Source organism: Alcanivorax sp., from assembly GCF_017794965.1.
Classification (GTDB): Bacteria; Pseudomonadota; Gammaproteobacteria; order Pseudomonadales; family Alcanivoracaceae; genus Alcanivorax.
Map to the genome: position 1 here is coordinate 1499901 of NZ_CP051240.1, position 24426 is coordinate 1524326.

General features: G+C 57.7%; 19 protein-coding genes and 2 tRNA genes. 15 read left to right on the forward strand and 6 right to left on the reverse strand.

All coding sequences use genetic code 11. The annotated features are described in order from the left end of the window. The first annotated feature begins 28 nt into the window (after positions 1-28). The 3 genes from gltX (at position 29) to HF945_RS06675 (ending at position 1973) form a co-directional block, all read left to right on the forward strand. Positions 29-1513 carry a glutamate--tRNA ligase gene (gene gltX, locus HF945_RS06665; RefSeq protein ID WP_290524964.1) on the forward strand — a complete coding sequence of 495 codons (1485 nt, stop codon included), beginning with the start codon at positions 29-31 and terminating at the stop codon, positions 1511-1513. 303 nt (positions 1514-1816) lie between these two features. Then, positions 1817-1892: transfer RNA gene (locus HF945_RS06670), tRNA-Ala, on the forward strand. 5 nt (positions 1893-1897) lie between these two features. Next, positions 1898-1973: transfer RNA gene (locus tag HF945_RS06675), tRNA-Glu, on the forward strand. A 590-nt stretch (positions 1974-2563) separates the two neighbouring features. Here HF945_RS06675 and HF945_RS06680 read toward each other — a convergent pair. Both HF945_RS06680 and HF945_RS06685 read right to left on the reverse strand, forming a co-directional pair. Beyond that, the gene (locus tag HF945_RS06680) at positions 2564-3268 is read right to left on the reverse strand and encodes an RES family NAD+ phosphorylase (protein ID WP_290524965.1); all 705 of its coding nucleotides are present in this window, start codon (positions 3266-3268) and stop codon (positions 2564-2566) included. Then, on the reverse strand, positions 3259-3666 hold the full coding sequence (locus HF945_RS06685) for an MbcA/ParS/Xre antitoxin family protein (RefSeq protein WP_290524966.1): 408 nt from the start codon (positions 3664-3666) through the stop codon (positions 3259-3261). Before HF945_RS06685 ends, HF945_RS06680 begins: the two co-directional genes overlap by 10 nt. Positions 3667-3838: 172 nt before the next feature. On the opposite strand from HF945_RS06685, the gene HF945_RS06690 reads away from it, so the two are divergent. After that, entirely contained in the window at positions 3839-4873 is a 1035-nt protein-coding gene (locus HF945_RS06690) for an amidohydrolase family protein (protein WP_290524967.1), read from the forward strand. 61 nt (positions 4874-4934) lie between these two features. Here the strand turns inward: HF945_RS06690 and HF945_RS06695 are convergent, their stop codons facing one another. From HF945_RS06695 to gltA, 3 genes are all read right to left on the reverse strand, one after another. Then, a complete protein-coding gene (locus HF945_RS06695) occupies positions 4935-5810 on the reverse strand; it encodes an NAD(P)-dependent oxidoreductase (protein ID WP_290524968.1) in 876 nt (291 codons plus the stop codon). Further along, on the reverse strand, positions 5807-6892 hold the full coding sequence (locus HF945_RS06700) for an SMP-30/gluconolactonase/LRE family protein (RefSeq protein ID WP_290524969.1): 1086 nt from the start codon (positions 6890-6892) through the stop codon (positions 5807-5809). Before HF945_RS06700 ends, HF945_RS06695 begins: the two co-directional genes overlap by 4 nt. A gap of 381 nt (positions 6893-7273) precedes the next feature. Further along, a complete protein-coding gene (gltA, locus tag HF945_RS06705) occupies positions 7274-8557 on the reverse strand; it encodes a citrate synthase (protein ID WP_290524970.1) in 1284 nt (427 codons plus the stop codon). Positions 8558-9033: 476 nt separating this feature from the next. On the opposite strand from gltA, the gene sdhC reads away from it, so the two are divergent. The 9 genes from sdhC to sucD all read left to right on the forward strand — a co-directional run bounded on the left by sdhC (position 9034) and on the right by sucD (position 20379). Further along, positions 9034-9408 carry a succinate dehydrogenase, cytochrome b556 subunit gene (sdhC, locus tag HF945_RS06710; RefSeq protein ID WP_035229153.1) on the forward strand — a complete coding sequence of 125 codons (375 nt, stop codon included), beginning with the start codon at positions 9034-9036 and terminating at the stop codon, positions 9406-9408. Then, positions 9402-9773 (forward strand): succinate dehydrogenase, hydrophobic membrane anchor protein, encoded by a 372-nt coding sequence (gene sdhD / locus HF945_RS06715; RefSeq protein ID WP_290524971.1) that lies wholly within the window; start codon positions 9402-9404, stop codon positions 9771-9773. The genes sdhC and sdhD overlap by 7 nt, the downstream gene beginning before the upstream one ends. Before the next feature lie 3 nt (positions 9774-9776). Further along, positions 9777-11552 (forward strand): succinate dehydrogenase flavoprotein subunit, encoded by a 1776-nt coding sequence (sdhA, locus tag HF945_RS06720; protein WP_290524972.1) that lies wholly within the window; start codon positions 9777-9779, stop codon positions 11550-11552. A gap of 14 nt (positions 11553-11566) precedes the next feature. Next, positions 11567-12283 carry a succinate dehydrogenase iron-sulfur subunit gene (locus HF945_RS06725; RefSeq protein ID WP_290524973.1) on the forward strand — a complete coding sequence of 239 codons (717 nt, stop codon included), beginning with the start codon at positions 11567-11569 and terminating at the stop codon, positions 12281-12283. 385 nt (positions 12284-12668) lie between these two features. Then, on the forward strand, positions 12669-15503 hold the full coding sequence (locus HF945_RS06730; RefSeq protein WP_290524974.1) for a 2-oxoglutarate dehydrogenase E1 component: 2835 nt from the start codon (positions 12669-12671) through the stop codon (positions 15501-15503). A 13-nt stretch (positions 15504-15516) separates the two neighbouring features. Then, positions 15517-16761, forward strand: a complete 1245-nt coding sequence (odhB, locus tag HF945_RS06735) for a 2-oxoglutarate dehydrogenase complex dihydrolipoyllysine-residue succinyltransferase (protein WP_290524975.1) — start codon at positions 15517-15519, stop codon at positions 16759-16761. A 67-nt stretch (positions 16762-16828) separates the two neighbouring features. Continuing rightward, positions 16829-18271 carry a dihydrolipoyl dehydrogenase gene (gene lpdA, locus HF945_RS06740; RefSeq protein ID WP_290524976.1) on the forward strand — a complete coding sequence of 481 codons (1443 nt, stop codon included), beginning with the start codon at positions 16829-16831 and terminating at the stop codon, positions 18269-18271. A gap of 66 nt (positions 18272-18337) precedes the next feature. Continuing rightward, a complete protein-coding gene (gene sucC / locus HF945_RS06745; protein ID WP_290524977.1) occupies positions 18338-19507 on the forward strand; it encodes an ADP-forming succinate--CoA ligase subunit beta in 1170 nt (389 codons plus the stop codon). Next, positions 19504-20379, forward strand: coding sequence for a succinate--CoA ligase subunit alpha (sucD, locus tag HF945_RS06750; RefSeq protein WP_290524978.1), 876 nt, complete (start codon positions 19504-19506; stop codon positions 20377-20379). The genes sucC and sucD overlap by 4 nt, the downstream gene beginning before the upstream one ends. Positions 20380-20906: 527 nt before the next feature. Here sucD and HF945_RS06755 read toward each other — a convergent pair. Continuing rightward, positions 20907-21143 carry a PA3496 family putative envelope integrity protein gene (locus HF945_RS06755; RefSeq protein WP_290524979.1) on the reverse strand — a complete coding sequence of 79 codons (237 nt, stop codon included), beginning with the start codon at positions 21141-21143 and terminating at the stop codon, positions 20907-20909. Between the two features lie 478 nt (positions 21144-21621). Between HF945_RS06755 and HF945_RS06760 the strand changes: the two genes are divergently transcribed. Together HF945_RS06760 and HF945_RS06765 are read left to right on the forward strand one after the other, a co-directional pair. After that, the gene (locus tag HF945_RS06760; protein ID WP_290524980.1) at positions 21622-23244 is read left to right on the forward strand and encodes a hypothetical protein; all 1623 of its coding nucleotides are present in this window, start codon (positions 21622-21624) and stop codon (positions 23242-23244) included. Further along, positions 23241-24140 carry a TIGR01777 family oxidoreductase gene (locus tag HF945_RS06765; protein ID WP_290524981.1) on the forward strand — a complete coding sequence of 300 codons (900 nt, stop codon included), beginning with the start codon at positions 23241-23243 and terminating at the stop codon, positions 24138-24140. The genes HF945_RS06760 and HF945_RS06765 overlap by 4 nt, the downstream gene beginning before the upstream one ends. Positions 24141-24426: the final 286 nt, after the last annotated feature.

Below are 24426 nucleotides of genomic sequence, written 5' to 3' on the forward strand. Positions count from 1 at the left end.
CGCGCCAGTTTGCATTATTGGAGTCAGCATGACCGTTCGCACCCGCGTTGCCCCTTCTCCCACCGGGGACCCCCACGTAGGCACCGCCTATATCGCCCTTTTTAACCGCTGCTTTGCCCAACAGCATGGGGGGCAGTTCATTCTGCGGATCGAGGATACGGACCAGACCCGTTCCACCGGCGAATCCGAGCAGATGATCCTGGATTCTCTCAAATGGCTGGGGTTGACCTGGGATGAGGGTCCGGACGTGGGTGGCCCTCACGGTCCTTACCGCCAGAGTGAGCGCAAGGACATGTACCGGGACTATGCCGAGACGCTGATCGAGAAGGGCCATGCGTTCAAGTGCTACCGCACCAGCGAAGAGCTGGATGCCCTGCGTGCCGAGCTGAAAGAGAAGGGCGAAAACCGGGCCCTGAAACCCCAGGATCTGGAGCTGCCGGCGCAAGAGCAGGCGAAACGCGAAGCGGACAATGCGCCCTATGTGATTCGTATGCGCGTGCCCTTTGATGGCCGTTGCGAAATTGAAGACATGCTGCGCGGAACAGTGGAGCTGGACTGGGCGCTGGTGGATGCGCAGATTCTGCTCAAGTCCGATGGCATGCCCACCTATCACCTGGCCAACATCGTGGATGATCACCTGATGGAGATTACCCATGTTATTCGCGGTGAGGAATGGCTTAACTCGGCGCCCAAGCACAAGCTGTTGTACGAGTACTTCGGCTGGGACATGCCGACACTTTGCCACATGCCTCTGTTGCGTAACCCGGACAAATCCAAGCTCAGCAAGCGCAAGAATCCTACCAGTATCCTGTTCTACCAGCGTATGGGCTACCTGCCTGAAGCGCTGGTGAATTACCTGGGACGCATGGGCTGGTCCATGCCGGATGAGAGTGAAAAATTCTCACTGGCCCAGATGCAGGATGCCTTCGACATACAGCGCGTTTCCCTGGGTGGTCCGGTGTTTGATGTGGAGAAGCTGAGCTGGCTCAACGGCCAGTGGCTGCGCGAGCAGAGTGATGAGCAATTCCTTGATTCCCTGCTCAACTGGGCCTACAACCGCGATTACGCCATGAAGATCATTCCCCACCTGCGCCAGCGGGTGGAAACCCTGTCGGAAGTGGCGGACAAGGCAGCATTCTGCTTCAACGGCATGCCGGCGATCACTGAGGCCAGTTTCGAGCACAAGCAATACGCAGCGGATGATATCAAGGTCTGGCTCCAGTACTTGCTGTGGACCTACGAGGCGCGCAGTGACTGGAATCGAGATGGCCTGTTTGCTGACGCCAAGGCCATTGCCGATGCGCTGGAGGTGAAGATCAAGGACTTCCTGTTCCCGGTATTCATTGCCATTGCGGGCACCAGTGCCAGCTTCTCGGTGGTGGATTCCATGGAAATCATCGGCTCCGACGTCAGCCGCGCCCGCATCCGCCATGCCATCGAGGTACTGGGCGGGGTGTCCAAGAAGCAGATGAAGAAGCTGGAAAAAGCCTACCGGGATCTTCCGGTGGGCTGAGTTGAAAGTTAAAAGTTCAAAGTTGAAAGGCGCGGGTGAGGCAGAGGTGGCCGGAAGGCTTTGCCCGCGTCCAAGCGGTGAATCGCGGCGGTAAGGCTGAAAATCAGTAAGGCCTCCTCCGCGTTTGAACTTTAAACTTTCAACTTTAAACTGATTTTCGCCCAGTTTTTCAGCAACTTGCCCAGAATGTAAGCAAATAGACTTCATTCTGAAAAAAACCGCTCACTGGCGCTTGACAGGTTGGGGGTGGCCGGTAGAATACGCCGCACCAACCGAGACGGACATCGTCTCACGGGTGACTTTGGGGCTATAGCTCAGCTGGGAGAGCGCAACACTGGCAGTGTTGAGGTCAGCGGTTCGATCCCGCTTAGCTCCACCAAACACGTCCCCTTCGTCTAGTGGCCCAGGACACCGCCCTTTCACGGCGGTAACAGGGGTTCGACTCCCCTAGGGGACGCCACATAAAGAAGCCTCACTCGAAAGAGTGGGGCTTTTTTATTGGCCGCTCCGCGGCTGCAGCACGCTCCACGCAACAGGCAACACGCAGAAGCGGCACACCATGACGATGTTGGAGGCTGGAACCTGTAGGAGTTTGCCTGCAGACGATTTTCTTTTTCATGCCTGCGGGCATGCTCAAGCAGATCCTGTTTGCCATGGGCCGAAAGCACCTCTCCTTGTTTTATCTCGGTGAACTCAGTGACCTCTGTGGTAAACCCGTCTTTGGTTTGCGGGGTTTGATGTGGGAGTCTGCCTGCAGACGAAGGGTTGGGGCATTCGCTTGCAAGCAAGCTCCCACAGTGGGGCCGGGGCTTGCTGGAATTTCCTCAGTGAACTCGGTGACCTCTGTGGTAAACCCGTCTTCGGTTTGTGGGGTTTGATGTGGGAGTCTGCTTGCAGACGAAGGGGCTGGGGCATTCGCTTGCAGGGAAGCTCCCACATGGAGCGGCCTGTCCCTACAGGACGTCTGAGATTTTTTTTGCCAGGGCGAGGATGTCAGGCTACACGCTGATGGCCTCCATGGAGAGATCCAGAATAGGCCTGTTGCCGGGATCAGCTCAAGCGGCGGATGGTCAGGGTGTGTGCGATCCGTTCACCATCCCAGACGTATTCGTAGTGACGGGTGGGGATGACCGAGTGTATGACAGCGGGACTGAACAGGGCGTAACAGTGCTGTCCGGGGGCGCGAACGGATTCATAGTGCAGCCCGCATAGCTGCTGCTGCCGGAGCCTGGATCCCAGCTCACGGGAAGGGCTGTAGTCGTCGGCATCGTGCCACCCGGGATGTTTTGACGCAGGGGTGATGTCGACCAGTTCAGCGCTGAACAGGGTCTGCAATCCGCACATCACAATGCGGTCGTATTTCAGACCTTCCACGTTCTGAAAGTAACGCTGCTGGTGGTAACGGGTCTCTGCAATGGCGGTGTTGATGTGATCGGCGCAGTAATAAACGCCAACATCACCATTGGAAAACCGCGACCCTGCCGGATTGACGTGCACAAAGGGTCCAAGGGCATAGTTGCAACCGGGTATTCCCCAGGGGCGTTCTTCCTTTGGTACCCGCTTCAACTGGCCGACCTCCTGCTGGAGGCGAGGGTTGGTGAGGGCCTGTACGGCAAACAGGGCGTCGAAGTCGGCCTGGTCTGCCACATCGTCGAAGATATGGATGGGGGGATACTTGCTGTTGACCAGCCGGTAGGCCGTTTGCTCGCTGAACTCACGCCGGGGCAGGGCATCGATGTCGTGTTCTAGCCCCATTGCCCGCCCCGCAAGCTGTCCAGCTGGCGATGGACTTCGTAGAGTCCTGCCACGGTGCCGCCAGTCATCACGTCCATGGGTGTGGTGCCATTGAAGAACGGGTTGTGGTTGGCCATGCGCACAAAGCCATAGACGTTTTCACGGTTGCCAAACAGGGTGCGCAGGGCCTGGTGGATGTTGAGCAGGTAGCTCAGCCTTTCCAGTAGATCCTGACTGACCCGGGCGCTATCCGGCTGGGACTGGTACTTGTGCAGGGTGGAGCGGCCTACCCCCAACAGGGCCATTTTTTCTTTCTCGCTACATTGCCAGTGATCCAGCAGATTCAACACCGCGCGAAGTGCGGCATGCCGGGCGTTGTCGTCGATCGGTTGTGGGCTGGCCTGTGTATGCGGTTGCATGGGGGCTCCTGCGGGCAGTCATGGTGACTTGCTAATATTCTTAATATAGACTAAACATCAAAAAATGTCTATAAATGGACGGTCTGTAAAATCTTCTCTTGTCACCGCTGTTTCCCAGAACCCAGACGCTTGCAGGGGGTCTTTTGGTCATCGGCAACGACAAGGACCCGTTATGTTTCCAGTCATTCGATTCGCCCTGTTGGTGGTTTTCCTGGCCATGCTGTTGCTGCCTGGCGCCTGGGCAGGTTCCCGGCAGCTCATGGTAGACGCCCACCTGCATTACGTGGATTTCATGCAGGACAGCGAAGGCATGGATGCGCTCATGGAGGCCATGGACCGGGCGGAGGTCAAGCAGGCGTGGTTGTTCGGGTTACCGGTTATGAAGAAATGGCAGGCCCAGGCGCCCCGGCAACCGCGCTACTATCTTGGCGATGAGGCGCCGCTGTATTACTACAGTGCCACGGATGACATCCTGGCAGGAGCTGTGCTGGCGCTGCCCGCTGACCAGCAGGCGAGAATTCGCGCCTTTATCAGTGGCTTCAATCCCACGGATATGCATGCTGCCAGCCAGATCGAGGCGCTGATCGAGCGCTATCCGGGCATGTGGTATGGCATCGGCGAGATCCTGACGCGCCATGATCAATTGACGGCACTGACTGAAGGCGAGACGCCAAGGGCAAATCATCCTGCGCTGATGAAGGTGTATCAGCTAGCTGCCAGCTACGACCTGCCGGTATTGCTGCACAGTAATCTCAGTTCCCTGCGAGAAGAGACTCCCATCTTTCTGCCGGAGCTGGAAGAGGCGCTGGAGGCTCACCCCCAAACCCGCTTTGTGCTGGCACATGCCGGTACCAGTGGCGGTGTGGAAGATCAGCAGTCGCCCCTGAAAACCCTGGTGCCGATCCTGCGAGCCTTGCTGGAGCGTTACGACAACCTTCATGTGGACCTGTCATGGAGCGTGAAAGAGCACTACCTGCTGGATGAAAAGGGGGTGAGTGAGGAGTGGCTGTCTCTGATCGAGGACTTTCCGGACCGGTTTGTGTTGGGAAGCGACCTGGTTGGGCATTTTGACAGTCTGGAAAAGCAGCTGGGAGCCTTTCAGCCACTGCTGGATGCGTTGCCCAAAAAAGTGGCAGAGCAGTTGGCCAGTGGCAATGCCGGCCGGCTTGTGCCCAAGAGCGGTGCAGTGAAATCAGCCCGGGAGTGACCAGGAGTGCCGCCGAGGTGGCCGGTATGGCCAGCTGGCAGGGTGGGCTCCTGGTCGCATCTCAGTCCTTTTTCAGTCGGCGGAGCAGGGAAGAGGTGTCCCAGCGGCCACCGCCCATGGCCTGAATCTCCTTGTAGAAGCCGTTAACCTGTTCGGTGACAGGCAGCAGGGAGCCATTGCGACTGGCTTCATCCAGACAGATATCCAGGTCCTTGCGCATCCAGTCCACAGCAAAGCCGTGCTCGAACTCGTCGGCTAGCATGCTCTTGTGGCGGTTGATCATCTGCCAGGAGGATGCTGCGCCCTGGCCGAGCGTTTCGAAAACCTTCTCCGCATCCAGACCGGCGTTTTTGGCGAAGGCGACGCCTTCCGCCAGGGCTTCCACCAGACCGGCCACGCAGATCTGATTGACCATCTTGGTGAGCTGGCCGCTGCCGGCAGGCCCGAGAAGATTGCTGGCCCTGGCGTAATGCTGAATCACCGGCAGGACTCGCTGGTAGATATCGGGTTCGCCACCACACATGACAGATAACTGGCCATTCTCGGCACCCTGTTGCCCGCCGGACACCGGGGCGTCCATGAAGTGGCTGCCGCGTTCGCGGCATGCGCTATCCAGTTCACGGGCCATGGCGGCACTGGCTGTGGTGTGGTCCACCAGGACGGCGTCTGCGGCGAGGGTGTTGAGGGCCCCCTCCGGTCCCAGTGTGACCTGACGCAAGTCGTCATCGTTTCCCACGCAGATAAACACCAGGTCTGCCCCTGCAGCGGCGTCTGCAGGGGTGTCGGCAAGGGTGCCGGAATGCTGTTGTTGCCATTGCTGAGCCCGGGCTACGGTGCGGTTGTAGACACTCATGGCAATACCGGCGCTGGCAAGATGGCCGGCCATGGGAAACCCCATGGTGCCGAGGCCGATAAACGCTGCGCGTAGCTGGCTCATTGTTGGGTATCCTGGGTGGCGGCAGGCAGGGCGAAAGAGGCAAAGGCCGGGGCGGTCAGGCTGCCAAGATAAAGGGTGTTGCCGGTCTGCTCTACGCTGGTGATGGGGGCAAACGCCTGTTCGCCGGTTGCCTGCAGGTTATGAGTGACCTGGCCCTGTTCATTCAGGCCCAGCACAAAGGCGTGATGGGCAGGCTGGGGTTGCAGGAATTGCGGCAGTCGAAAGGCAACCTTGCGCAGCAGGGGTTTGTCAGACATGGCGTCGAGCGCGGCATTGCGTGGGCTGAACAGGGCGACCCAGAAGGTGCCGTCACCATTGGCACTGATGCCATCCGGGATGCCGGGCAGGTTCTCGAAAAAGCGATCGTGAGTGCCGGCTTTTTTGCCCTTGAGCCAGTATCGCACCACGCTGTAATTGCCGGTTTCGGTCACCAGCACAAAGTCTTCGTTCTCTGACAGGGCGACGCCGTTGGCAAATTGCAGCCCGTCCAGCAGCACCTCCGTGGTGCCTGTCGCCGGATCGTAACGCAGGAAGCGGCCATGGCCGCCATGTTCCAGTACATCATCGCGGGCCTTCATGGCCGGGCCAAACTTACTGGAGGCATCGGTGAAATAGGCGACGCCCTGACTGTCCACATCCACATCGTCAGTGAATGCAAAGGGAACCCCGTCAGCTTCGCGGGCCAGGATGGTGATGGCCCCGCTCGGGGCGATGCTCAACAGGCCCTGGTAGCCGTCGGCAACGATCAGGTTGCCGTCCGGGTCGAAATCCAGGCCCAGTGGGCGCCCTTCGGTGTTGGCGATAAGGTCCGGATTCTCTCCTTTCTGATCGAAGCGTACGATGCGGCCGTCTTCATAACCCACGTAAAGATTACCTTGGGTATCGATGGCCACATCCTCCGGGCCGATGCCATGCCCTTCGCCCAGCCGCTGAGCGTCAGAGAGGGTTTCATTGGTTGCATACGGGCCTTCCAGTGCCGGGGCTTGCGGAGCATCCCAGGCAACCGGTTCGATGGGAACAGGCCAGAACAACAGGTAGGCGGTGATGCCGACGAGCACCAGCAAGGCGATGATTTTTTTCATGACATCCAGGTCCTTAACAAGCGAAAGGGGGATGCTTGCATGAGGGGGAAGCGTTGGCAAACTCTGGCGAGCTACGAGCTACGAGCTACGAGCTACGAGCTACGAGCTATGAGCTATGAGCTATGAGCTATGAGCTAAGAGAGGGAAAACCCAAATCGTTCCCGGGTTTTTCGAAGAACGGAAAAGACTTCCAGATCGTTGAGTTCGGCGGGCTGTGGACCTGATAAGCCGCTGTAGGAGCGGTCGTTCGACCGCGATCCGAGCCTAAGCGAGGTAAGGATTCCAGAAACGATGTCTGAGCTGCAGGAAAGAAACATACAGCCTCAGAGCGCCCATAAAAAAACCGCCCGAAGGCGGTTTTTTTAGGCGATAACGAGGCAATTACTTGCGTTCGTTGACCGGTACGAATGAACGTTCGGCTTCGCCGGTGTACAGCTGACGCGGACGGCCAATCTTGTACGGGTTGGAGATCATTTCGTTCCAGTGTGCAATCCAGCCCACGGTACGGGACAGGGCGAAGATTACCGTGAACATGGACGTCGGGATCCCGATTGCCTTCAGGATGATGCCTGAGTAGAAGTCCACGTTCGGGAACAGCTTCTTCTCTTTGAAGTAGGGGTCGCTCAGGGCGATCTCTTCCAGCTTCATGGCCAGTTCCAGTTGCGGATCATTCACGCCCAGCTCAGCCAGTACTTCGTGGCAGGACTCACGCATTACCGTGGCACGCGGGTCGTAGTTTTTGTAGACGCGGTGACCGAAGCCCATCAGCTTGAACGGGTCGCTCTTGTCCTTGGCCTTGGCGATGTAGGTATCGATGTTATCCAGGGAGCCGATCTCGTCCAGCATGTTCAGCACGGCTTCGTTGGCGCCACCGTGTGCCGGGCCCCACAGGGCAGAGATGCCGGCTGCGATACAGGCGAACGGGTTGGCTCCGGAGGAGCCGGCCAGACGCACGGTAGACGTGGAGGCGTTCTGCTCGTGGTCCGCGTGCAGGATGAAGATGCGATCCATGGCCTTGGCCAGGGTCGGGCTGATCTTGGACTCTTCGCAGGGGTTGCCGAACATCATGTGCAGGAAGTTTTCTGCGTAACCCAGGTCGTTGCGCGGGTACATGAAGGGCTGGCCCAGGGCGTACTTGTAGCACATGGCCGCGATGGTGGGCATCTTGGCGATCAGGCGGTACGCAGTGATTTCGCGGTGCTGCGGGTTATTGATGTCCAGGGAGTCGTGATAGAACGCAGACAGTGCGCCTACGACGCCACACATGATGGCCATGGGGTGAGCATCACGGCGGAAGCCGTTGAAGAAGTTGCGGATCTGCTCGTGAACCATGGTGTGGTTCTTGACGGTGCTGACGAACTCTTCTTTCTGCTCGGCAGTGGGCAGCTCGCCGTAGAGCAGGGTGTAGCACACTTCCAGGTAATCGGATTTGCCTGCCAGCTCCTCGATGGAGTAGCCCCGATGCAGCAGCTTGCCCACTTCACCGTCGATAAAGGTGATCTTGGATTCGCAGGAAGCGGTGGAGGTGAAGCCGGGGTCGAAGGTAAAGACGCCGTTGGCTACCAGTTTGGACACGTCGATTACGTCGCGGCCCAGAGTCGGGGTATAGATGGGAAGGTCTAGATCCTTGCCCTCTACGTTAAGAGTGGCTTTCTTCTCGGTCATGGGAATCTCTCCATTGGCGGACAGGGAACGTTCCTCTGGAAGTCTCAGCGCGACTCCGTAGGGCAGGAAGGTCCTCCAAAGCGCGGTGGAAGGTAAAGTTTTGACACACCTTTGTCAACGCGAAGCCGGGAACTGACGAGTCAGACTTTTGTAGGGTAAACAGCGTGTTACATCCGTGCGACAATATTGCGCCAGCTTGGTGCGTGGCGAAAATTAACGCTCCCTTGATGTGCAGCATTATAAAACAAGGCGTTAGGTAAACGGTTGCGTACATAAATGGTGCGCACCGTTTGTTTTGCGCAAGTTGCGGCGATATACTGCCGCCCGTCAGAACGCCTGGTGGCATTCTGATGGATGGGCCCACCCCGGCCCTGGCAGCTTGTTGAGATCAGAGTCAGCTTTTTGATCTCAGCGATCCTGCCAAGTTCCCGACAACCGCCCTGTTTAATATGGGGCCCGGCTATAAGTAGGCTACCGTGAACGACAAGCGACCCGTTAACCTCGATCTGAGCACGATCAAGTTCCCGGTCACGGCTATAGCATCTATCACCCACCGTGTAACCGGCGTTGCCATTTTCCTGGCGCTGCCGATTCTGCTGTGGATGCTGGATCGCTCCCTGGCGTCTCCCGAGAGCTTTGCGGACCTGAAAGAACTGATGACCTCCCCGCTGGTGAAGCTGGTGGTATGGGCCATTCTGGCCGTATTGCTGTATCACCTGGTGGCAGGTATCCGCCACCTTATTATGGACACCGGTGTTGGTGAAACCCTGGAAGGCGGCCGACGCGGCGCCAAGCTGGTTTTCATCATCTCTGCGGTACTGATTCTGCTGGTAGGAGGTTGGATATGGTAACCCCTGTAACGAGTCTGGGCCGTAACGGTCTGTACGACTGGCTCATTCAGCGCGTTTCCGCTGTCATTATTGGCGTGTACCTGATCTTCATGCTGGGCTATCTGATGACCGCTGGCGATCTGGATTACGGCAGCTGGAAAGCCTTCATGGGCTCTATCTGCATGCAAATTGCCAACACCCTGATGGTGGTTGCTGTTGCTGCACACACCTGGGTAGGCCTGTGGGGCGTAACCACTGACTACCTGACCAGCCTGACCTTTGGCAAGGCTGCTACCGGCGTACGCCTGATTGCCCAGTTGGCAATTGCTCTGGCGCTGGTGGTTTACCTGTTGTGGGGTCTGGTTCTGATCTGGGGAGGGGCGTAATCCATGTCCATTCGCACTATTACATTTGACGCTATCGTCGTAGGTGGTGGTGGTGCCGGTATGCGCGCCTCACTGCAGATGGCCCAGTCCGGCTTCAAGACTGCGCTGATTTCCAAAGTATTTCCGACCCGTTCGCACACCGTATCCGCCCAGGGCGGTATCACCTGTGCGATCGCGTCTGCCGATCCCAACGATGATTGGCGCTGGCACATGTACGATACCGTTAAAGGTTCCGATTACATCGGTGACCAGGACGCTATCGAATACATGTGTAATGTGGGCCCGGAAGCGGTGTTCGAGCTGGACCACATGGGTCTGCCGTTCTCCCGTACCGAAGAAGGCCGTATCTACCAGCGTCCGTTTGGTGGTCAGTCCAAGAACTTCGGTGAGGGCGGCCAGGCAGCCCGTACCTGTGCGGCGGCTGACCGTACCGGTCATGCGCTGCTGCACACTCTGTACCAGCAGAACCTGAAGAACGGCACCCAGTTCTACAACGAGTGGTATGCCTCTGAACTGGTGAAGGACGATGAAGGTAATGTTTGTGGCGTGATCGCCATCGACATCGAGTCCGGCGAAACCGTGTTCTTCAAGGCCAAGGCAACCGTGTTTGCCACCGGTGGTTCCGGCCGTATCTACGCCTCCACCACCAACGCCCTGATCAATACTGGCGACGGCGTGGGCATGGCCCTGCGTGCGGGTCTGCCGGTGCAGGACATTGAGATGTGGCAGTTCCACCCCACCGGCATCGCTGGCGCTGGTGTACTGGTAACCGAAGGGTGCCGGGGTGAGGGTGGCTACCTGATCAACAAGGACGGCGAGCGCTTCATGGAGCGTTACGCGCCGAACGCAAAAGATCTGGCCTCCCGTGACGTTGTTGCCCGTTCCATGATGATGGAAATTCTGGATGGCCGTGGTGCCGGTCCGGATGGCGATCACGTATTCCTGAAGCTGGATCATCTGGGTGAAGAAGTGCTGCACAGCCGCCTGCCGGGTATCTGTGAGCTGGCCATTACCTTCGCCCAGACCGACCCGGTGAAAGAGCCGATCCCGGTTGTGCCGACCTGTCACTACATGATGGGTGGTATCCCCACCAACGTTCACGGTCAGGCGATCAAGCTGTCTGGCGGCCATGAAGGTGAAGACCAGTTCGTTAACGGTCTCTTCGCGGTAGGTGAAGTAGCCTGTGTATCGGTACACGGTGCGAACCGTCTGGGCGGTAACTCGCTGTTGGATCTGGTGGTGTTCGGTCGTGCGGCCGGTCTCTACATCGAAGACCAGTTGCGCCAGGGCATGACTCAGTACGAGCCCACCGATGCCAACATCGATGAGGCCATGGCGCGTCTGAACCGCTGGGAGTCTTCTACCGGTGGTGAATCCGTTCCTGCCCTGCGCAAGGAACTGCAGAGCGTGATGCAGAACCACTTCGGTGTATTCCGCAAGGGTGACCTGATGGCGGAAGGTGTGGCCAAGCTGGCTGACCTGCGCAAGCGTATTGCCAACGCTCATCTGGAAGACAAGAGCAAGCCGTTCAACACCGCGCGTATCGAGGCGCTGGAGCTGGACAACCTGCTGGAAGTGGCGGAAGCGACTGCCATTGCTGCGGAAGGTCGTACCGAGAGCCGTGGTGCCCATTCCCGTTACGACTACCCGGATCGTGACGATGAGAACTGGCTGTGCCACTCCATCTTCGACCCGAAAGCCAAAAAGCTGGGCAAGCGTGACGTGAACTTCGAACCGAAGACTGTCGACACCTTCCAGCCCAAGGCTCGGACCTACTAACGGAGAGTATTACGATGAAAGTTAGTATCTATCGCTACAATCCGGAAACGGACCGCGAGCCGAGCATGAAGGAGTATGAGGTTGATACCCAGGGTAAAGACCTCATGGTTCTGGATATCCTCGCTCTGGTGAAAGAGCAGGATCAGTCCATGGCCTACCGTCGCTCCTGTCGTGAGGGTGTGTGTGGCTCCGACGGCATGAACATGAACGGCAAGAACGGCCTGGCCTGTATCACTCCGCTGTCCCAGGTGGCACCGGGTGTTCTGGAAGGCAAGAAGCCGCTGGTACTGCGCCCGCTGCCGGGCCTGCCAGTCATTCGTGACCTGGTAGTGGACATGGGCATGTTCTACAACCAGTACGAGAAGGTGCAGCCGTACCTGCAGAACAACACGCCGGCTCCGGCCATCGAGCGTCTGCAGTCTCCGGAAGAGCGTGCCAAGATCGACGGTCTGTACGAATGTATCCTGTGTGCCTGTTGTTCAACCAGCTGCCCGAGCTTCTGGTGGAACCCGGACAAGTTCCTGGGGCCGGCGGCGCTGCTGCAGAGTTACCGCTTCCTGGCGGATAGTCGCGACAACGCCACGGAAGAGCGTCTGTCCAATCTGGACGACCCCTTCAGCCTGTTCCGTTGTCACGGCATCATGAACTGTGTCAGCGTGTGTCCGAAAGGGCTCAACCCCACTCGGGCCATTGGCCATATCCGTTCCATGCTTCTGGAACGGGGCATCTGACCCATCAGGAAAGGCGGCCAATTGGCCGCCTTTTTTGTTTGTAAATAGCAGCAAGTTGTCCCTTTTTTTCTGTCTATTCGACGTTTTGCCAATTGTGGTCAGTCGTAAAGAGGCGGATAACGTGTTTTATGATTTCGGTGTCTAACAAAACCGTATTAAAAGGGCTACACTAGACGCCGTTCGAGGTAATCCCTCGGTACGAGTCAGCACCGGGCCGTAACCCGCACCAGGGTTGTGGTTTTTGCTGTACTCACGGGTGGAGCAGGGCTTAAAAGGCGTTGCTCCTGACAAATCAGAAGCGTACGGGAACAGGGTCATCACCCCTGTGGTCGCAGTGCACCAACCACAGTTGTGTGACAAATTCCCGCGAAAGGAACGAGCTAAAATGCAAGACAGTTCCATGCAGCGACAATGGCAGTCCTCGCACATTGGAGGAGCCAATGCTGCCTATGTCGATGAACTGTACGAATCCTATCTGACCGATCCCAATTCCGTGCCGGAAGATTGGCGCGTTTATTTCGAAAAGCTCCCCAGCGTTGATGCCGCCGTCGAATCCGACGTTCCCCATGCGGCTGTTCGTGAATATTTCCTGCTTCAGGCCAAGAATCGCTCTCGCGTACAGAAGTTCGGTGCCAGTGCTGTCAGTACTGAGCATGAACGTCGTCAGGTACGAGTGCTGCATCTTATCGCGGCCTACCGTAACCGGGGCCATCAGGTGGCCAGGCTGGATCCGCTGGGCATCATGGAACGTGAGACCGTTCCTGATCTGGAGCTTGCGCATCACGGCTTGAGCCCGGCAGACCTGGATACCGTTTTTCAGACCGGTAACCTCTTTATCGGCAAACCCGAAGCGACATTGCGGGAAATTGTCGATTGTCTGCAGGGAACCTACTGTTCCAGTGTTGGCGCTGAGTACATGCACATCGTCAACACCGCCGAGAAGCGCTGGTTGCAACAGCGTATGGAAGGGGTGCGTAGCCATCCCGAGTACGGCAAGGAAATCAAAACCCATATCCTTGAGCGCCTTTCAGCAGCGGAAGGGCTTGAGAAGTACCTGGGCAGCAAGTACCCCGGTACCAAGCGTTTCGGTCTTGAAGGCGGCGAATCCCTGATTCCGCTGATGGACGAAATGATCCAGCGTGTGGGCAGCTACGGGGCCAAGGAAATGGTCATCGGTATGGCTCACCGTGGCCGGCTGAATGTGCTGGTGAACACCCTGGGCAAGAGCCCCAAGGATCTGTTCGAAGAATTCGATGGCAAGAGCTTCATCGAATCCGGCTCCGGTGATGTGAAGTATCACCAGGGCTTCTCCTCCAATGTATTGACCTCCGGTGGCGAAGTGCACCTGGCCATGGCGTTCAATCCATCGCACCTGGAGATTGTCTCTCCGGTGGTGGAGGGCTCGGTACGTGCCCGTCAGGACCGTCGTGATGATGTTGCCGGTGAGCAGGTGGTTCCCATCCTGATTCACGGTGACGCCGCTTTTGCGGGGCAGGGCGTGGTAATGGAAACATTCCAGATGTCCCAGACCCGCGGCTTCTACACCGGTGGCAGCCTGCACATTGTGATCAACAACCAGGTGGGTTTTACCACCTCCCGTCGTGAAGATGCACGTTCCACCGAGTACTGCACCGATGTGGCGAAGATGGTCCAGGCGCCGATCTTCCACGTGAATGCGGACGACCCGGAAGCTGTCTACTTTGTCACGCAGCTGGCGGTGGATTACCGCATGCAGTTCAAGAAAGACGTGGTCATCGACCTGATCTGCTATCGCCGTCTGGGTCACAATGAGGCGGATGAGCCGTCCGGCACCCAGCCGCTGATGTACAAGAAGATCAAGTCTCATCCGACCACGCGTACCCTGTACGCCGAGCGCCTGATCAATGAAGGTGTGGTCAGCGAGCAGGAAGCGCAGAAGACGGCCGATGATTACCGCGACATGCTTGATGCGGGAAATCACGTTGTGAAGTCTCTGGTGCGTGAGCCCAACAAGGCATTGTTTGTGGACTGGTCTCCCTACCTTGGCCACAAGGTCGAGGATGACTGGGATACAGGCTATCCGTTGAAGAAACTGCAGGCTTTGGCCACCCGCATGGAGACATTGCCGGAAGGCTTTGTGGCCCAGCGTCAGGTGAAGAAGATCCTGGAAGACCGTCACAAGATGACTGCCGGTGCCATGCCGCTGAACTGGGGCTACGGGGAAACCCTGGCCTATGCGTCTCTGCTGGATCAGGGGTTCAATGTGCGCCTGACCGGGCAGGACTGTGGTCGGGGTACTTTCTCACACCGCCATGCGGTGCTGCACAACCAGAAGGATGCAGCACAGCATGTGCCGCTGCAGCACCTCCATGATGAGCAGCCTCGTTTCGACATCTATGATTCGCTGTTGTCGGAAGAAGCGGTGCTTGGCTTCGAATACGGTTACGCCACCACCACGCCCAAGTCATTGGTGATCTGGGAAGCCCAGTTTGGTGATTTCGCCAACGGTGCCCAGGTAGTGATCGACCAGTTCATTTCCTCCGGGGAAGCCAAGTGGGCGCGCTTGTGTGGTCTGACCATGCTGCTGCCCCACGGTTATGAAGGGCAGGGCCCGGAGCATTCCTCCGCTCGCCTGGAGCGTTTCCTGCAGCTGTGCGCTGAGCACAACATGCAGGTGTGTGTGCCCAGTAACCCCTCGCAGATTTTCCACCTGCTGCGTCGGCAGGCCATTCGCCCGCTGCGCAAACCGCTGGTGATAATGAGCCCGAAGAGTCTGTTGCGTCACAAGAAGGCGGTCTCCTCCCTGGATGATTTGGCCACGGGCAAGTTCGAGACCGTGCTGGATGATTCTGCAGATCTGGATCCGAACGGGGTTGACCGGGTAGTGATGTGCTCTGGCAAGGTCTACTACGACCTGCTGGAGAAGCGTGAGTCTGATGAGCGCAAGAACACCGTCCTGGTCCGCATCGAGCAGCTGTACCCGTTCCCGGAACAGCGTCTGGCCGAGGTACTGTCCCGCTATCCGAACCTGAAGCATCTGGTCTGGTGTCAGGAAGAGCCGATGAATCAGGGTGCCTGGTATTGCTCACAGCATCATATGTACCGGGTGGCCTACAAGGTGGGTGCCGCGCAGGTCCATTACGCAGGTCGAGAGATGGCCGCCGCTCCGGCTGCCGGGTCCATGGCCCTGCATATCGAACAACAGCAGCGTCTGGTTCAGGACGCCTTCGAGATCAAGTGAATAAGGATTAGTCATGGCGACTGACATTAAAGCCCCGCAGTTTCCCGAATCCGTAGCCGATGGCACTGTAGCCACCTGGCACAAGCAGGAAGGCGAAGCGGTAAAACGTGATGAACTGCTGGTAGATATTGAAACCGACAAGGTAGTACTGGAAGTGGTAGCCCCTGCCGATGGCGTGATCAGCAAGATCCTGGCCGGCGAGGGCGACACCGTGGAAAGCCAGCAGGTGCTGGCCAACTTCGAGGAAGGTGCCTCTGGTTCTGCTCCCGCCCCGGCGTCAGAGAGCAAGGATGAGCCGGAGCCCGAATCGGCGCCGGCAGAAGCGCAAAGCGCCCCCGCCAGTGATGACAGCAGTGCTTCCGGTCAGGCCGGCCCGGCCGCGCGCAAGCTGATGAGCGAGCATGGTGTCGCCGCCAGCCAGGTTTCCGGCACCGGCAAGGGTGGCCGTATTACCAAGCAGGACGTGGAAAAGGCGATCAGCGAGAAAGCCGAACAACGTGCCAGCCAGCCGGCACCGCAGCAGCCTGCTACCCTGGACGTACCGGCTGCACCGGGCGAGCGTGAAGAGCGTCGTGTGCCGATGACCCGTCTGCGCAAGCGTATCGCCGAGCGCCTGGTATCCGCCCAGCACGACGCCGCCATGTTGACCACCTTCAATGAGGTCAACATGAAACCGATCATGGAGATGCGCAAGAACTACAAGGACGCCTTCGAAAAAGCCCACGGTGTCCGTCTTGGTTTCATGGGCTTCTTTACCCGCGCCTGTGTGGAAGCGCTCAAGCGTCACCCGGAAGTGAATGCCTCCATTGATGGTGATGACGTGGTTTATCACGGCTACTACGACATCGGCGTTGCGGTTTCCACTGATCGTGGCCTGGTGGTTCCTGTGCTGCGTGATTCTGACCAGAAGGGCTTGGCAGAAGTCGAGTCCCAGATCATCGATTACGGGCAGAAAGCCCAGAAAGGCAAGCTCTCCATCGAGGAAATGACCGGTGGCACCTTCACTATTTCCAATGGCGGTGTTTTTGGTTCCCTGATGTCCATGCCGATTCTGAATCCGCCGCAAACAGCGATTCTTGGCATGCACAAGATCCAGGAGCGTCCCATGGCAGTGGATGGCAAGGTGGAAATCCTGCCGATGATGTATCTGGCCCTGTCTTATGACCACCGTCTGATCGATGGCAAGCAGGCCGTACAGTTCCTGGTGACCGTGAAGAACTTCATCGAAGATCCGGCCCGACTGTTGCTGGATATCTGATTAACGCCGCACGCAACACGCTCCATGCTGCTGATGCAGTGTGGGGCGGTTCCCGAGAGGAAAGAACATGTCTGATAAATACGACGTTATTGTTATCGGTGGTGGACCTGGCGGCTATGTGGCCGCGATTCGCTGCGCGCAGCTTGGCCTGAATACCGCCTGTATTGAAAAACGGATCAACAAGCAGGACGAGCCGGCACTGGGCGGTACCTGCCTGAATGTGGGCTGCATTCCATCCAAGGCGTTGCTGGATTCATCGTGGAAGTATCACGAGACCGAGTCGGCTCTGGCCGAGCACGGTGTGAAGATCAAGGGTGCAGACCTGGATCTGGACACCATGCTGCAGCGCAAGGACACCATCGTGAAGAACCTCACCGGTGGTATTGCCCAGTTGTTCAAGGCCAACAAGGTGACCTGGTTGCAGGGTACGGGCCAGTTGAAGGCCGGCAAGCAGGTGGAATTCCAGCCGCTGGACGGCGGCGATGCCCAGACCCTGCAGGCCGAGAACGTGATTCTGGCCGCTGGTTCTGTGCCGGTGGATATCCCCGTGGCCCCGGTTGACCAGAATCTGATCCTGGACTCCACCGGCGCTCTGGATATCAACAAGGTGCCAAAGAAGCTGGGTGTGATTGGTGCGGGCGTGATTGGTCTGGAGCTGGGCAGTGTCTGGAACCGCCTCGGCAGTGAAGTGGTGGTGCTGGAAGCGGTGGATACTTTCCTGCCCATGATCGACAAGCAGATCGCCAAAGATACCCAGAAGCAAATGGAAAAGCAGGGCCTGGATATTCGTCTGGGTGCGCGGGTCACCGGTTCCGAAACCACCAAGACCAAGGTCAAGGTGACTTACACGGACAAGGATGGTGAACATACCGAGAGCTTCGACAAGCTGATCGTTGCAGTTGGCCGTCGTCCTTATACCGAAGGTCTGCTCAGCGCCGATGCCGGTGTCAGCCTGGATGAGCGTAACTTCATCTACGTGGATAGCCAGTGCCGTACTGATGTCCCGGGGGTGTATGCCATTGGTGATCTGGTACGTGGCCCTGCCTTGGCTCACAAAGCCATTGAAGAGGGCGTGATGGTGGCGGAAGTCATCATGGAAGAGCCCACCCAGGTGAACTATGACGCTGTACCTGGCGTGATTTATACCCACCCGGAAGTGGCGTGGGTAGGCAAGACCGAAGAAGAAGTGAAGGAATCCGGCGACGCCTACAAGACCGGTGTTGTGCCTTTTGCAGCCAACGGCCGTGCCATGGCAGCGGGCGAAACCGGTGGCATGGTCAAGTTTGTGGCGGACGAGAAGACCGACCGCATTCTGGGTATGCATATCGTTGGTCCGCAGGCCTCCGAGCTTATTCAGCAGGGCGTAATTGCCATGGAGTTTGGCGCGACCGCTGAAGATTTGCAGTTGATGGTGTTCGGACACCCGAGCCTGTCAGAAACCGTTCATGAAGCTGCATTGGCGGTGGATTACAAAGCTATCCATGTGGCTCAGCGTCGTCGCAAGAAGTAACGGCGCAGAACGGCTAGAAAGGGCGCTCAAAAGGCGCCAAATCATTCAACAGATGGAAGTATTGGCATGAATCTCCATGAGTATCAGTCAAAGCAGCTTTTCGCTGATTATGGCCTGCCAGTCTCTACCGGTTTCGCTTGCGACACTCCAGAAGAGGTCGCAGCCAAAACCAAAGAGATCGGCGGCGACAAGTGGGTGGTAAAAGCCCAGGTACACGCCGGCGGCCGTGGTAAGGCGGGCGGTGTAAAGCTGGTAGACAGCGCTGAAGAAGCGGCTGCTTTTGCCGAGCAGTGGCTGGGCAAGAACCTGGTGACTTTCCAGACCGATGAGAAAGGTCAGCCGGTTACCAAGATTTTGGTCGAAACCTGCACCGATATCGCCAAGGAACTGTACCTGAGTGCAGTACTGGATCGTGCCAGCCGTCGTGTCGTTTTCATGGCCTCCACCGAAGGTGGTATGGACATTGAGACCGTGGCTGAAGAAACCCCGGAAAAGATTCTTCGTGCCGAGATCGATCCGCTGGTCGGTGCGCAGCCCTACCAGGCGCGCGAAATCGCTTTCCAGTTGGGTCTGGAAGGCAAGCAGGTGAACCAGTTCGCCAAGATCTTTGTGGGTCTGGCCCAGCTGTTCATCGACAAGGATCTGGCCCTGATCGAAGTGAACCCGCTGGTGATCACTGAAGCAGGCGATCTGCACTGTCTGGATGCCAAGATCAACGTGGATGGTTCTGCCCTGTACCGTCACGCCGATATCAAGGCTCTGGAAGATCCTACCCAGGAAGATGCCCGTGAGCGTCGTGCTGCCGAGTGGGAGCTGAACTATGTGGCCCTGGACGGCAATATCGGTTGCATGGTTAACGGTGCTGGCCTGGCCATGGGGACCATGGATCTGGTGCAGTTGAAGGGTGGCTCACCGGCCAACTTCCTGGACGTGGGCGGTGGCGCTACCAAGGAGCGTGTTACCGAAGCCTTCAAGATCATCCTGTCTGACGACAAGGTGAAAGGCGTTCTGGTGAATATCTTCGGCGGTATCGTACGTTGTGACCTGATTGCCGACGGTATCATTGGTGCCGTTCAGGAAGTCGGTGTGACCGTACCGGTTGTGGTTCGTCTGGAAGGTAACAATGCCGAGCTGGGTGCTCAGAAGCTGGCCGAGAGTGGCATGAACATCATCGCCGCACAAAGTTTTGAAGACGCTGCCGAGCAGGTAGTGAAAGCTGTTGGAGGTGCCGCATGAGCGTACTGATCGACAAGAACACCAAGGTTATCTGCCAGGGTTTCACTGGTAGCCAGGGCACCTTCCATTCCGAGCAGGCCATCGAGTATGGCACGCAGATGGTGGGTGGTGTGACCCCGGGCAAGGGTGGCCAGACTCACCTGGGCCTGCCGGTATTCAACACCGTGGCCGAAGCTGTTGCTGAAACTGGCGCCACTGCCAGCGTGATCTACGTGCCGGCCGCATTCTGCAAGGACTCTATTCTGGAAGCCGCGGATGCCGGTATCGAGCTGATCGTATGTATTACCGAAGGTATTCCGGCGCTGGATATGCTGTACGTGAAGGAATACATCACCCGCAAGGGCGGTGTGCGCCTGATCGGTCCGAACTGCCCGGGTGTGATCACTCCTGGCCAGTGCAAGATCGGCATCATGCCCGGTCACATCCATCAGCCGGGTAAAGTGGGCATCGTATCCCGTTCCGGTACCCTGACTTATGAAGCAGTAAACCAGACCACCAAGCTGGGCTTCGGTCAGTCTACCTGCATCGGTATCGGTGGTGATCCGATCCCGGGCATGACCTTCATCGACGCGCTGGAACTTTTCCAGAACGATCCGCAAACCGAAGCCATTGTGATGGTGGGTGAGATTGGCGGTACCGCGGAAGATGAAGCCGCTGCGTACATCAAGGAAAACGTGACCAAACCGGTGGTCAGCTACATCGCGGGTGTCACTGCGCCTCCAGGCAAGCGCATGGGCCATGCCGGTGCCATCATCGCCGGCGGCAAGGGCACTGCAGACGAAAAGTTTGCAGCCCTGGAAGCGGCTGGTGTGAAGACTACCCGTAACCCTGCGGGTATCGGTCAGGCGGTGAAAGAACTGACTGGCTGGTAACAGCGGGCAGTGATAAAAAAGGCCGGCATTATGCCGGCCTTTTTTTATGCTTCATCGCGGATTTCCGGGAAAGCCGCACCTTTCCGTAGGAGCGTCGCTGGCGGCGCGATTTCAGACCAAGATCAAGAACGTTTTCACCACAGAGATCACGGAGACCATGAAGGAAAGCGATTGTTTTAACTCCGTGATCTCTGCGAACTCTGTGGTAAAACTGGCTTTGCTGCTTGTGTGGGAAGTTCAGCTTGCTGAACGAATGCTGATGCAGACCAGGGCACGCTACCAGAATCTTCGTTCAGCAAGCTGAATCTCCTACCAGAACTCGATTTCACCGGGCGAAGAAAAACGCCGGGATTGCGCCTCGAGCGACGCGGGTACGGGATGGGATTGGAAGCAGCAACGTCCTGCCAATCCGCCTGAGGGCGGGTACTACACAAAAGGGACTGACTGTTGAGCATCGTCAGAGCGTGCGGTAACGCCTGGCCCCGGGATGCTCAACACCCCTGTCCCCTTAATGTCTGTAAACAGCCTTAGTGAAGGACATCATCGTCCAGCTCAAAGAACTCGTACTCATTGAGTTCCTTGCGCAGGCGACGTTCCTCCAGTCGATCTTCGATGCGGTGACGCATGTCCATATTGAATGAGCGGCTGCGGGCGTTGCCCGATTCCTGCTCTTCGTTGTCCATATCGTCGTCCAGGATATCGAAATCTTCGTTCATCAGCAGATCTTCCGAATCAAGGTCTTGCTCATTACGACGGTTACTCATGGTGGCCTCCTGTGTTGACCTCCTCAAACAACCTGTGTCCGGTTGCCGTATCCTTGCGGGCGCGGCATGCCAACTGTGATGACTGCTTTCCCGACTGTTCTGCTCTGACGGGAAGGTGCACCCCCATGAACATCAGGTTAACGACATGGGTGTGAAGCAGTTCACTACGCCTATATATCGCCTGTTTTTCGTCGGTACAAGTTTTTTTTGCGGGGTGTAGGACCGGCGGTTGCAAGGCAGTGAAAAGCGGGCTGTCCGGCCCGCTTTTTGGCTTGAGTAACGGGATTGACCAGTGACGATTCTGTGAAGCAGGTCATGATGCCCCGTGATTCAGAAAAATCAGTCACTTAAGTGCTGGAATGCCTGACGCTGGCTTTGTAAAGTGAGTCCACAGAGGTTGGGCTTGCAGTGGCAGGCCGGGAATCAGGGCCGGCGGATATCGTGGGGATGGCCGCAGGCACGTGGAGAGAATAAGAACATGGCTGAATTGCTGATCATCATCGGGATAAGCACCATTATCGTGACCACTTTGGGGCTCATGAACGAGGCCGGTCACCGGGGCCACAGTGCATTGTTTTTCATGATACCGCTGGCCAGTCTTGGCCAGGTGCAACGCGGCTGGGAACATTACCGTTGGTGGGCGCTGGCGCGGGTGGCCGGGGTGTTGACAGCAGCCGTGGGGGTGGCGTTGTTTATCATGGCTCAAAGACTTGCCTCCACAGCCGCAGCGCCCGCCAGCGGTCAGACCGGTCAGGTACAGCGGGGCGAACAAATGGCCACTACCACCACCTTCGTCAGCTCGGAGGAGGCGGCGCTGGCAGTGGTCAAAGGTCAGGGCAAACCCCTTTCCGGGCGCATCCATGGCCGCCAGTTCCGCTACGACCGCGTTGCCCTGATTGATGGCGTGCTCACGGCCAGCCAGGGGGAAGGGTTCCTGCCCGACCTGGAAGTGCGGGTCTTGATTGGCTGGAAGCCAGAACAGATCGTCGAGCGTACCCATCTCCATGTGACGCCCTCGGATACCAACTCGCCGGTGGTGCACCTGTCCTGGAAACCGGAAGGCAAGGATTACCCTGAAACCCGTATTTTCAAGGGCGGCTACCGTATGGAACTGGCACTGGCGCCACTGGATACCGGGCAACTTTCTGGCTCACTGGTACTGGTGGTGCCTGACAGTTTCAAGAGTTATTTGAGCGGGGATTTCACTGCTTACACCAACCACCTTCGTTATCGCGGTGATAGTGTGGATCTGCACTTTGACCATGAGGACACGCTGGCCTACGTGGCGCGCCAATATCTGTTGACCCAGTTTCCCGAGGGGGCGCTTGAGTCCGTGACGCCGCGTCAGGTGGTCATGCGCAGGGTTGAGTCCAGCGGCCAGGTGACGGCACAGGTGTTGCTGACCAATGGTGCGGAAGAAGAGCGTTCTGTCAGACTGGAAAAAAGTGATGTGGGCTGGTCCGTTGAGCCCGGTTCCATGGTGAGCCGCGTGGTCAAAGAGCCAGACCAGAACAGCATGGTACTGCATAACCCTGGGCAACAAACGGACGTTGAGCCTGCTGAAGTCTTGCCGCCGATAACGCTGACGTTCCCGGAGCTGGTAGAGTTTGTGGACCGGGCAGTGCTGCTGGAAATGACCAGCGGACGCAAGATTGACGGAATCTTGAGGAAGGTTTCGGTAAATAGATTGTGGCTTGAGATCAATGTGGGGAGTGGGGTTGTCGAACGCAGTTTCCCGGAAGATGAATTGCACTCCTTGCAGCTTGAAAATGGTCAACACGTTATCGTGAATGGGGAGGCGGATGCCGCTGATGCCCCTTCCACTGTTGAACCGGTTGCACCCAGCGCGGAATCAGAGGGCAGCAAGGTTAGCAATGAAGATGATTCTGTGACCGAAACGCAGGACAGCCCACAGTTGGAAGCATTCCGTGCACTGGTCGGGCAGTCTGTTACGGTAACCGCGGATGAGGGCCCGGCCCGCACCGGCCTGCTGCAATCAGTTGAACCGGATCATATTACGCTCAGCGTTCCAATGGGGTCGGGTAACATGGAATACTTTTACGATCTGAACAGCATTCGCAGTATTGAGGCAGCGCGTTGAAGATACTTGTCACAGGTGGCACCGGATTTATTGGCCAGCACCTTTGTCGCCGGTTGGCGGCCCATGGCCACGACCTGATCGTCCTGACTCGGCGTCCCAGACGCACCGCACGGCTGTTGCCCGAGGAGGCCCGGGTGATTGATAGCCTGAGTGCCATCGGCAATGACGAAAAACTGGATGGTATCGTCAATCTGGCCGGGGAAAGCTTGTTTGCAGGGCGCTGGAGTGACAAGCGCAAACAGGTGCTGTTTGATTCCAGAGTCGGGGTAACCCAGTCTCTGGTTAACCTGATATCGCGCCTGGAGCGCAAGCCGGCGGTGCTGGTTTCCGGGTCTGCCGTGGGTTTCTACGGCGACGCAGGGAATGCGGAACTCACCGAGGACAGCCCGGCACGCAGAAAGGACTTTGGGTATCTATTGTGCGATGCCTGGGAGCAGGCGGCCCGCCCGGTTTCCCGTCAGGGAGTGCGGCTTTGCCTTGTCCGCACCGGCATCGTGCTGGGCCGTGATGGTGGCATGCTGGGCAAGTTATGGCCGGTCTATCGTGCCGGCCTGGGCGCCATGATCGGTGATGGCAGCCAGTGGCTGAGCTGGATCCACATTGATGACATGGTCGCCATCCTGGTCCGTGCAGTAGAGACCCCGGGCATTGAAGGTGTGTTCAACGCCTGTGCACCGGCACCGGTAACCCAGCGGGAATTTCACCATTCCTTGTGTCGGCAACTGCACCGTCCTGCCATTCTCAAGGTGCCTTCCGTTTTCCTCAAGGCTGGGCTGGGTGAGATGTCCGCCATGCTGCTCGGTGGTCAACGTGTTTATCCCAGGCGGCTGGAGCAGCAGGGTTTCGTGTTTCGTTATCCCGACCTGACATCTGCACTTTCACATCTTGGCGCCTGAATGTTTGGTTCAGCGCGGATTAGCGGGAAGAGTCCACCGGAAGAATGCCCCACCTTAATCCAGCACAATGGTCGCCAGACGCCTGACGCTGTTATCACAACACGGGTTGCGTCATTCGACAGTGCTTCTGGATACTGTTCTTCATGCGAGCCTTTCATTGGGGCGGGCAGCCGTTAAGGTTCTGGGCTGCCTTGCCATGTGCATTCTTTTCAAGCGTCAGGCATCCGGCGTCGACCGTCTGGCATGAAAGCACAGAGGCTCAATAAGCAGGAAGCCCCGGGAGTGG

Bases quoted from the DNA above. Each gene is read 5' to 3' on its own strand.
- gltX (WP_290524964.1), top strand. From the start codon at position 29: ATGACCGTTCGCACCCGCGTTGCCCCTTCTCCCACCGGGGACCCCCAC.
- HF945_RS06680 (WP_290524965.1), bottom strand. From the start codon at position 3,268: ATGGGGCTAGAACACGACATCGATGCCCTGCCCCGGCGTGAGTTCAGC.
- HF945_RS06685 (WP_290524966.1), bottom strand. From the start codon at position 3,666: ATGCAACCGCATACACAGGCCAGCCCACAACCGATCGACGACAACGCC.
- HF945_RS06690 (WP_290524967.1), top strand. From the start codon at position 3,839: ATGTTTCCAGTCATTCGATTCGCCCTGTTGGTGGTTTTCCTGGCCATG.
- HF945_RS06695 (WP_290524968.1), bottom strand. From the start codon at position 5,810: ATGAGCCAGCTACGCGCAGCGTTTATCGGCCTCGGCACCATGGGGTTT.
- HF945_RS06700 (WP_290524969.1), bottom strand. From the start codon at position 6,892: ATGAAAAAAATCATCGCCTTGCTGGTGCTCGTCGGCATCACCGCCTAC.
- gltA (WP_290524970.1), bottom strand. From the start codon at position 8,557: ATGACCGAGAAGAAAGCCACTCTTAACGTAGAGGGCAAGGATCTAGAC.
- sdhD (WP_290524971.1), top strand. From the start codon at position 9,402: ATGGTAACCCCTGTAACGAGTCTGGGCCGTAACGGTCTGTACGACTGG.
- sdhA (WP_290524972.1), top strand. From the start codon at position 9,777: ATGTCCATTCGCACTATTACATTTGACGCTATCGTCGTAGGTGGTGGT.
- HF945_RS06725 (WP_290524973.1), top strand. From the start codon at position 11,567: ATGAAAGTTAGTATCTATCGCTACAATCCGGAAACGGACCGCGAGCCG.
- HF945_RS06730 (WP_290524974.1), top strand. From the start codon at position 12,669: ATGCAAGACAGTTCCATGCAGCGACAATGGCAGTCCTCGCACATTGGA.
- odhB (WP_290524975.1), top strand. From the start codon at position 15,517: ATGGCGACTGACATTAAAGCCCCGCAGTTTCCCGAATCCGTAGCCGAT.
- lpdA (WP_290524976.1), top strand. From the start codon at position 16,829: ATGTCTGATAAATACGACGTTATTGTTATCGGTGGTGGACCTGGCGGC.
- sucC (WP_290524977.1), top strand. From the start codon at position 18,338: ATGAATCTCCATGAGTATCAGTCAAAGCAGCTTTTCGCTGATTATGGC.
- sucD (WP_290524978.1), top strand. From the start codon at position 19,504: ATGAGCGTACTGATCGACAAGAACACCAAGGTTATCTGCCAGGGTTTC.
- HF945_RS06755 (WP_290524979.1), bottom strand. From the start codon at position 21,143: ATGAGTAACCGTCGTAATGAGCAAGACCTTGATTCGGAAGATCTGCTG.
- HF945_RS06760 (WP_290524980.1), top strand. From the start codon at position 21,622: ATGGCTGAATTGCTGATCATCATCGGGATAAGCACCATTATCGTGACC.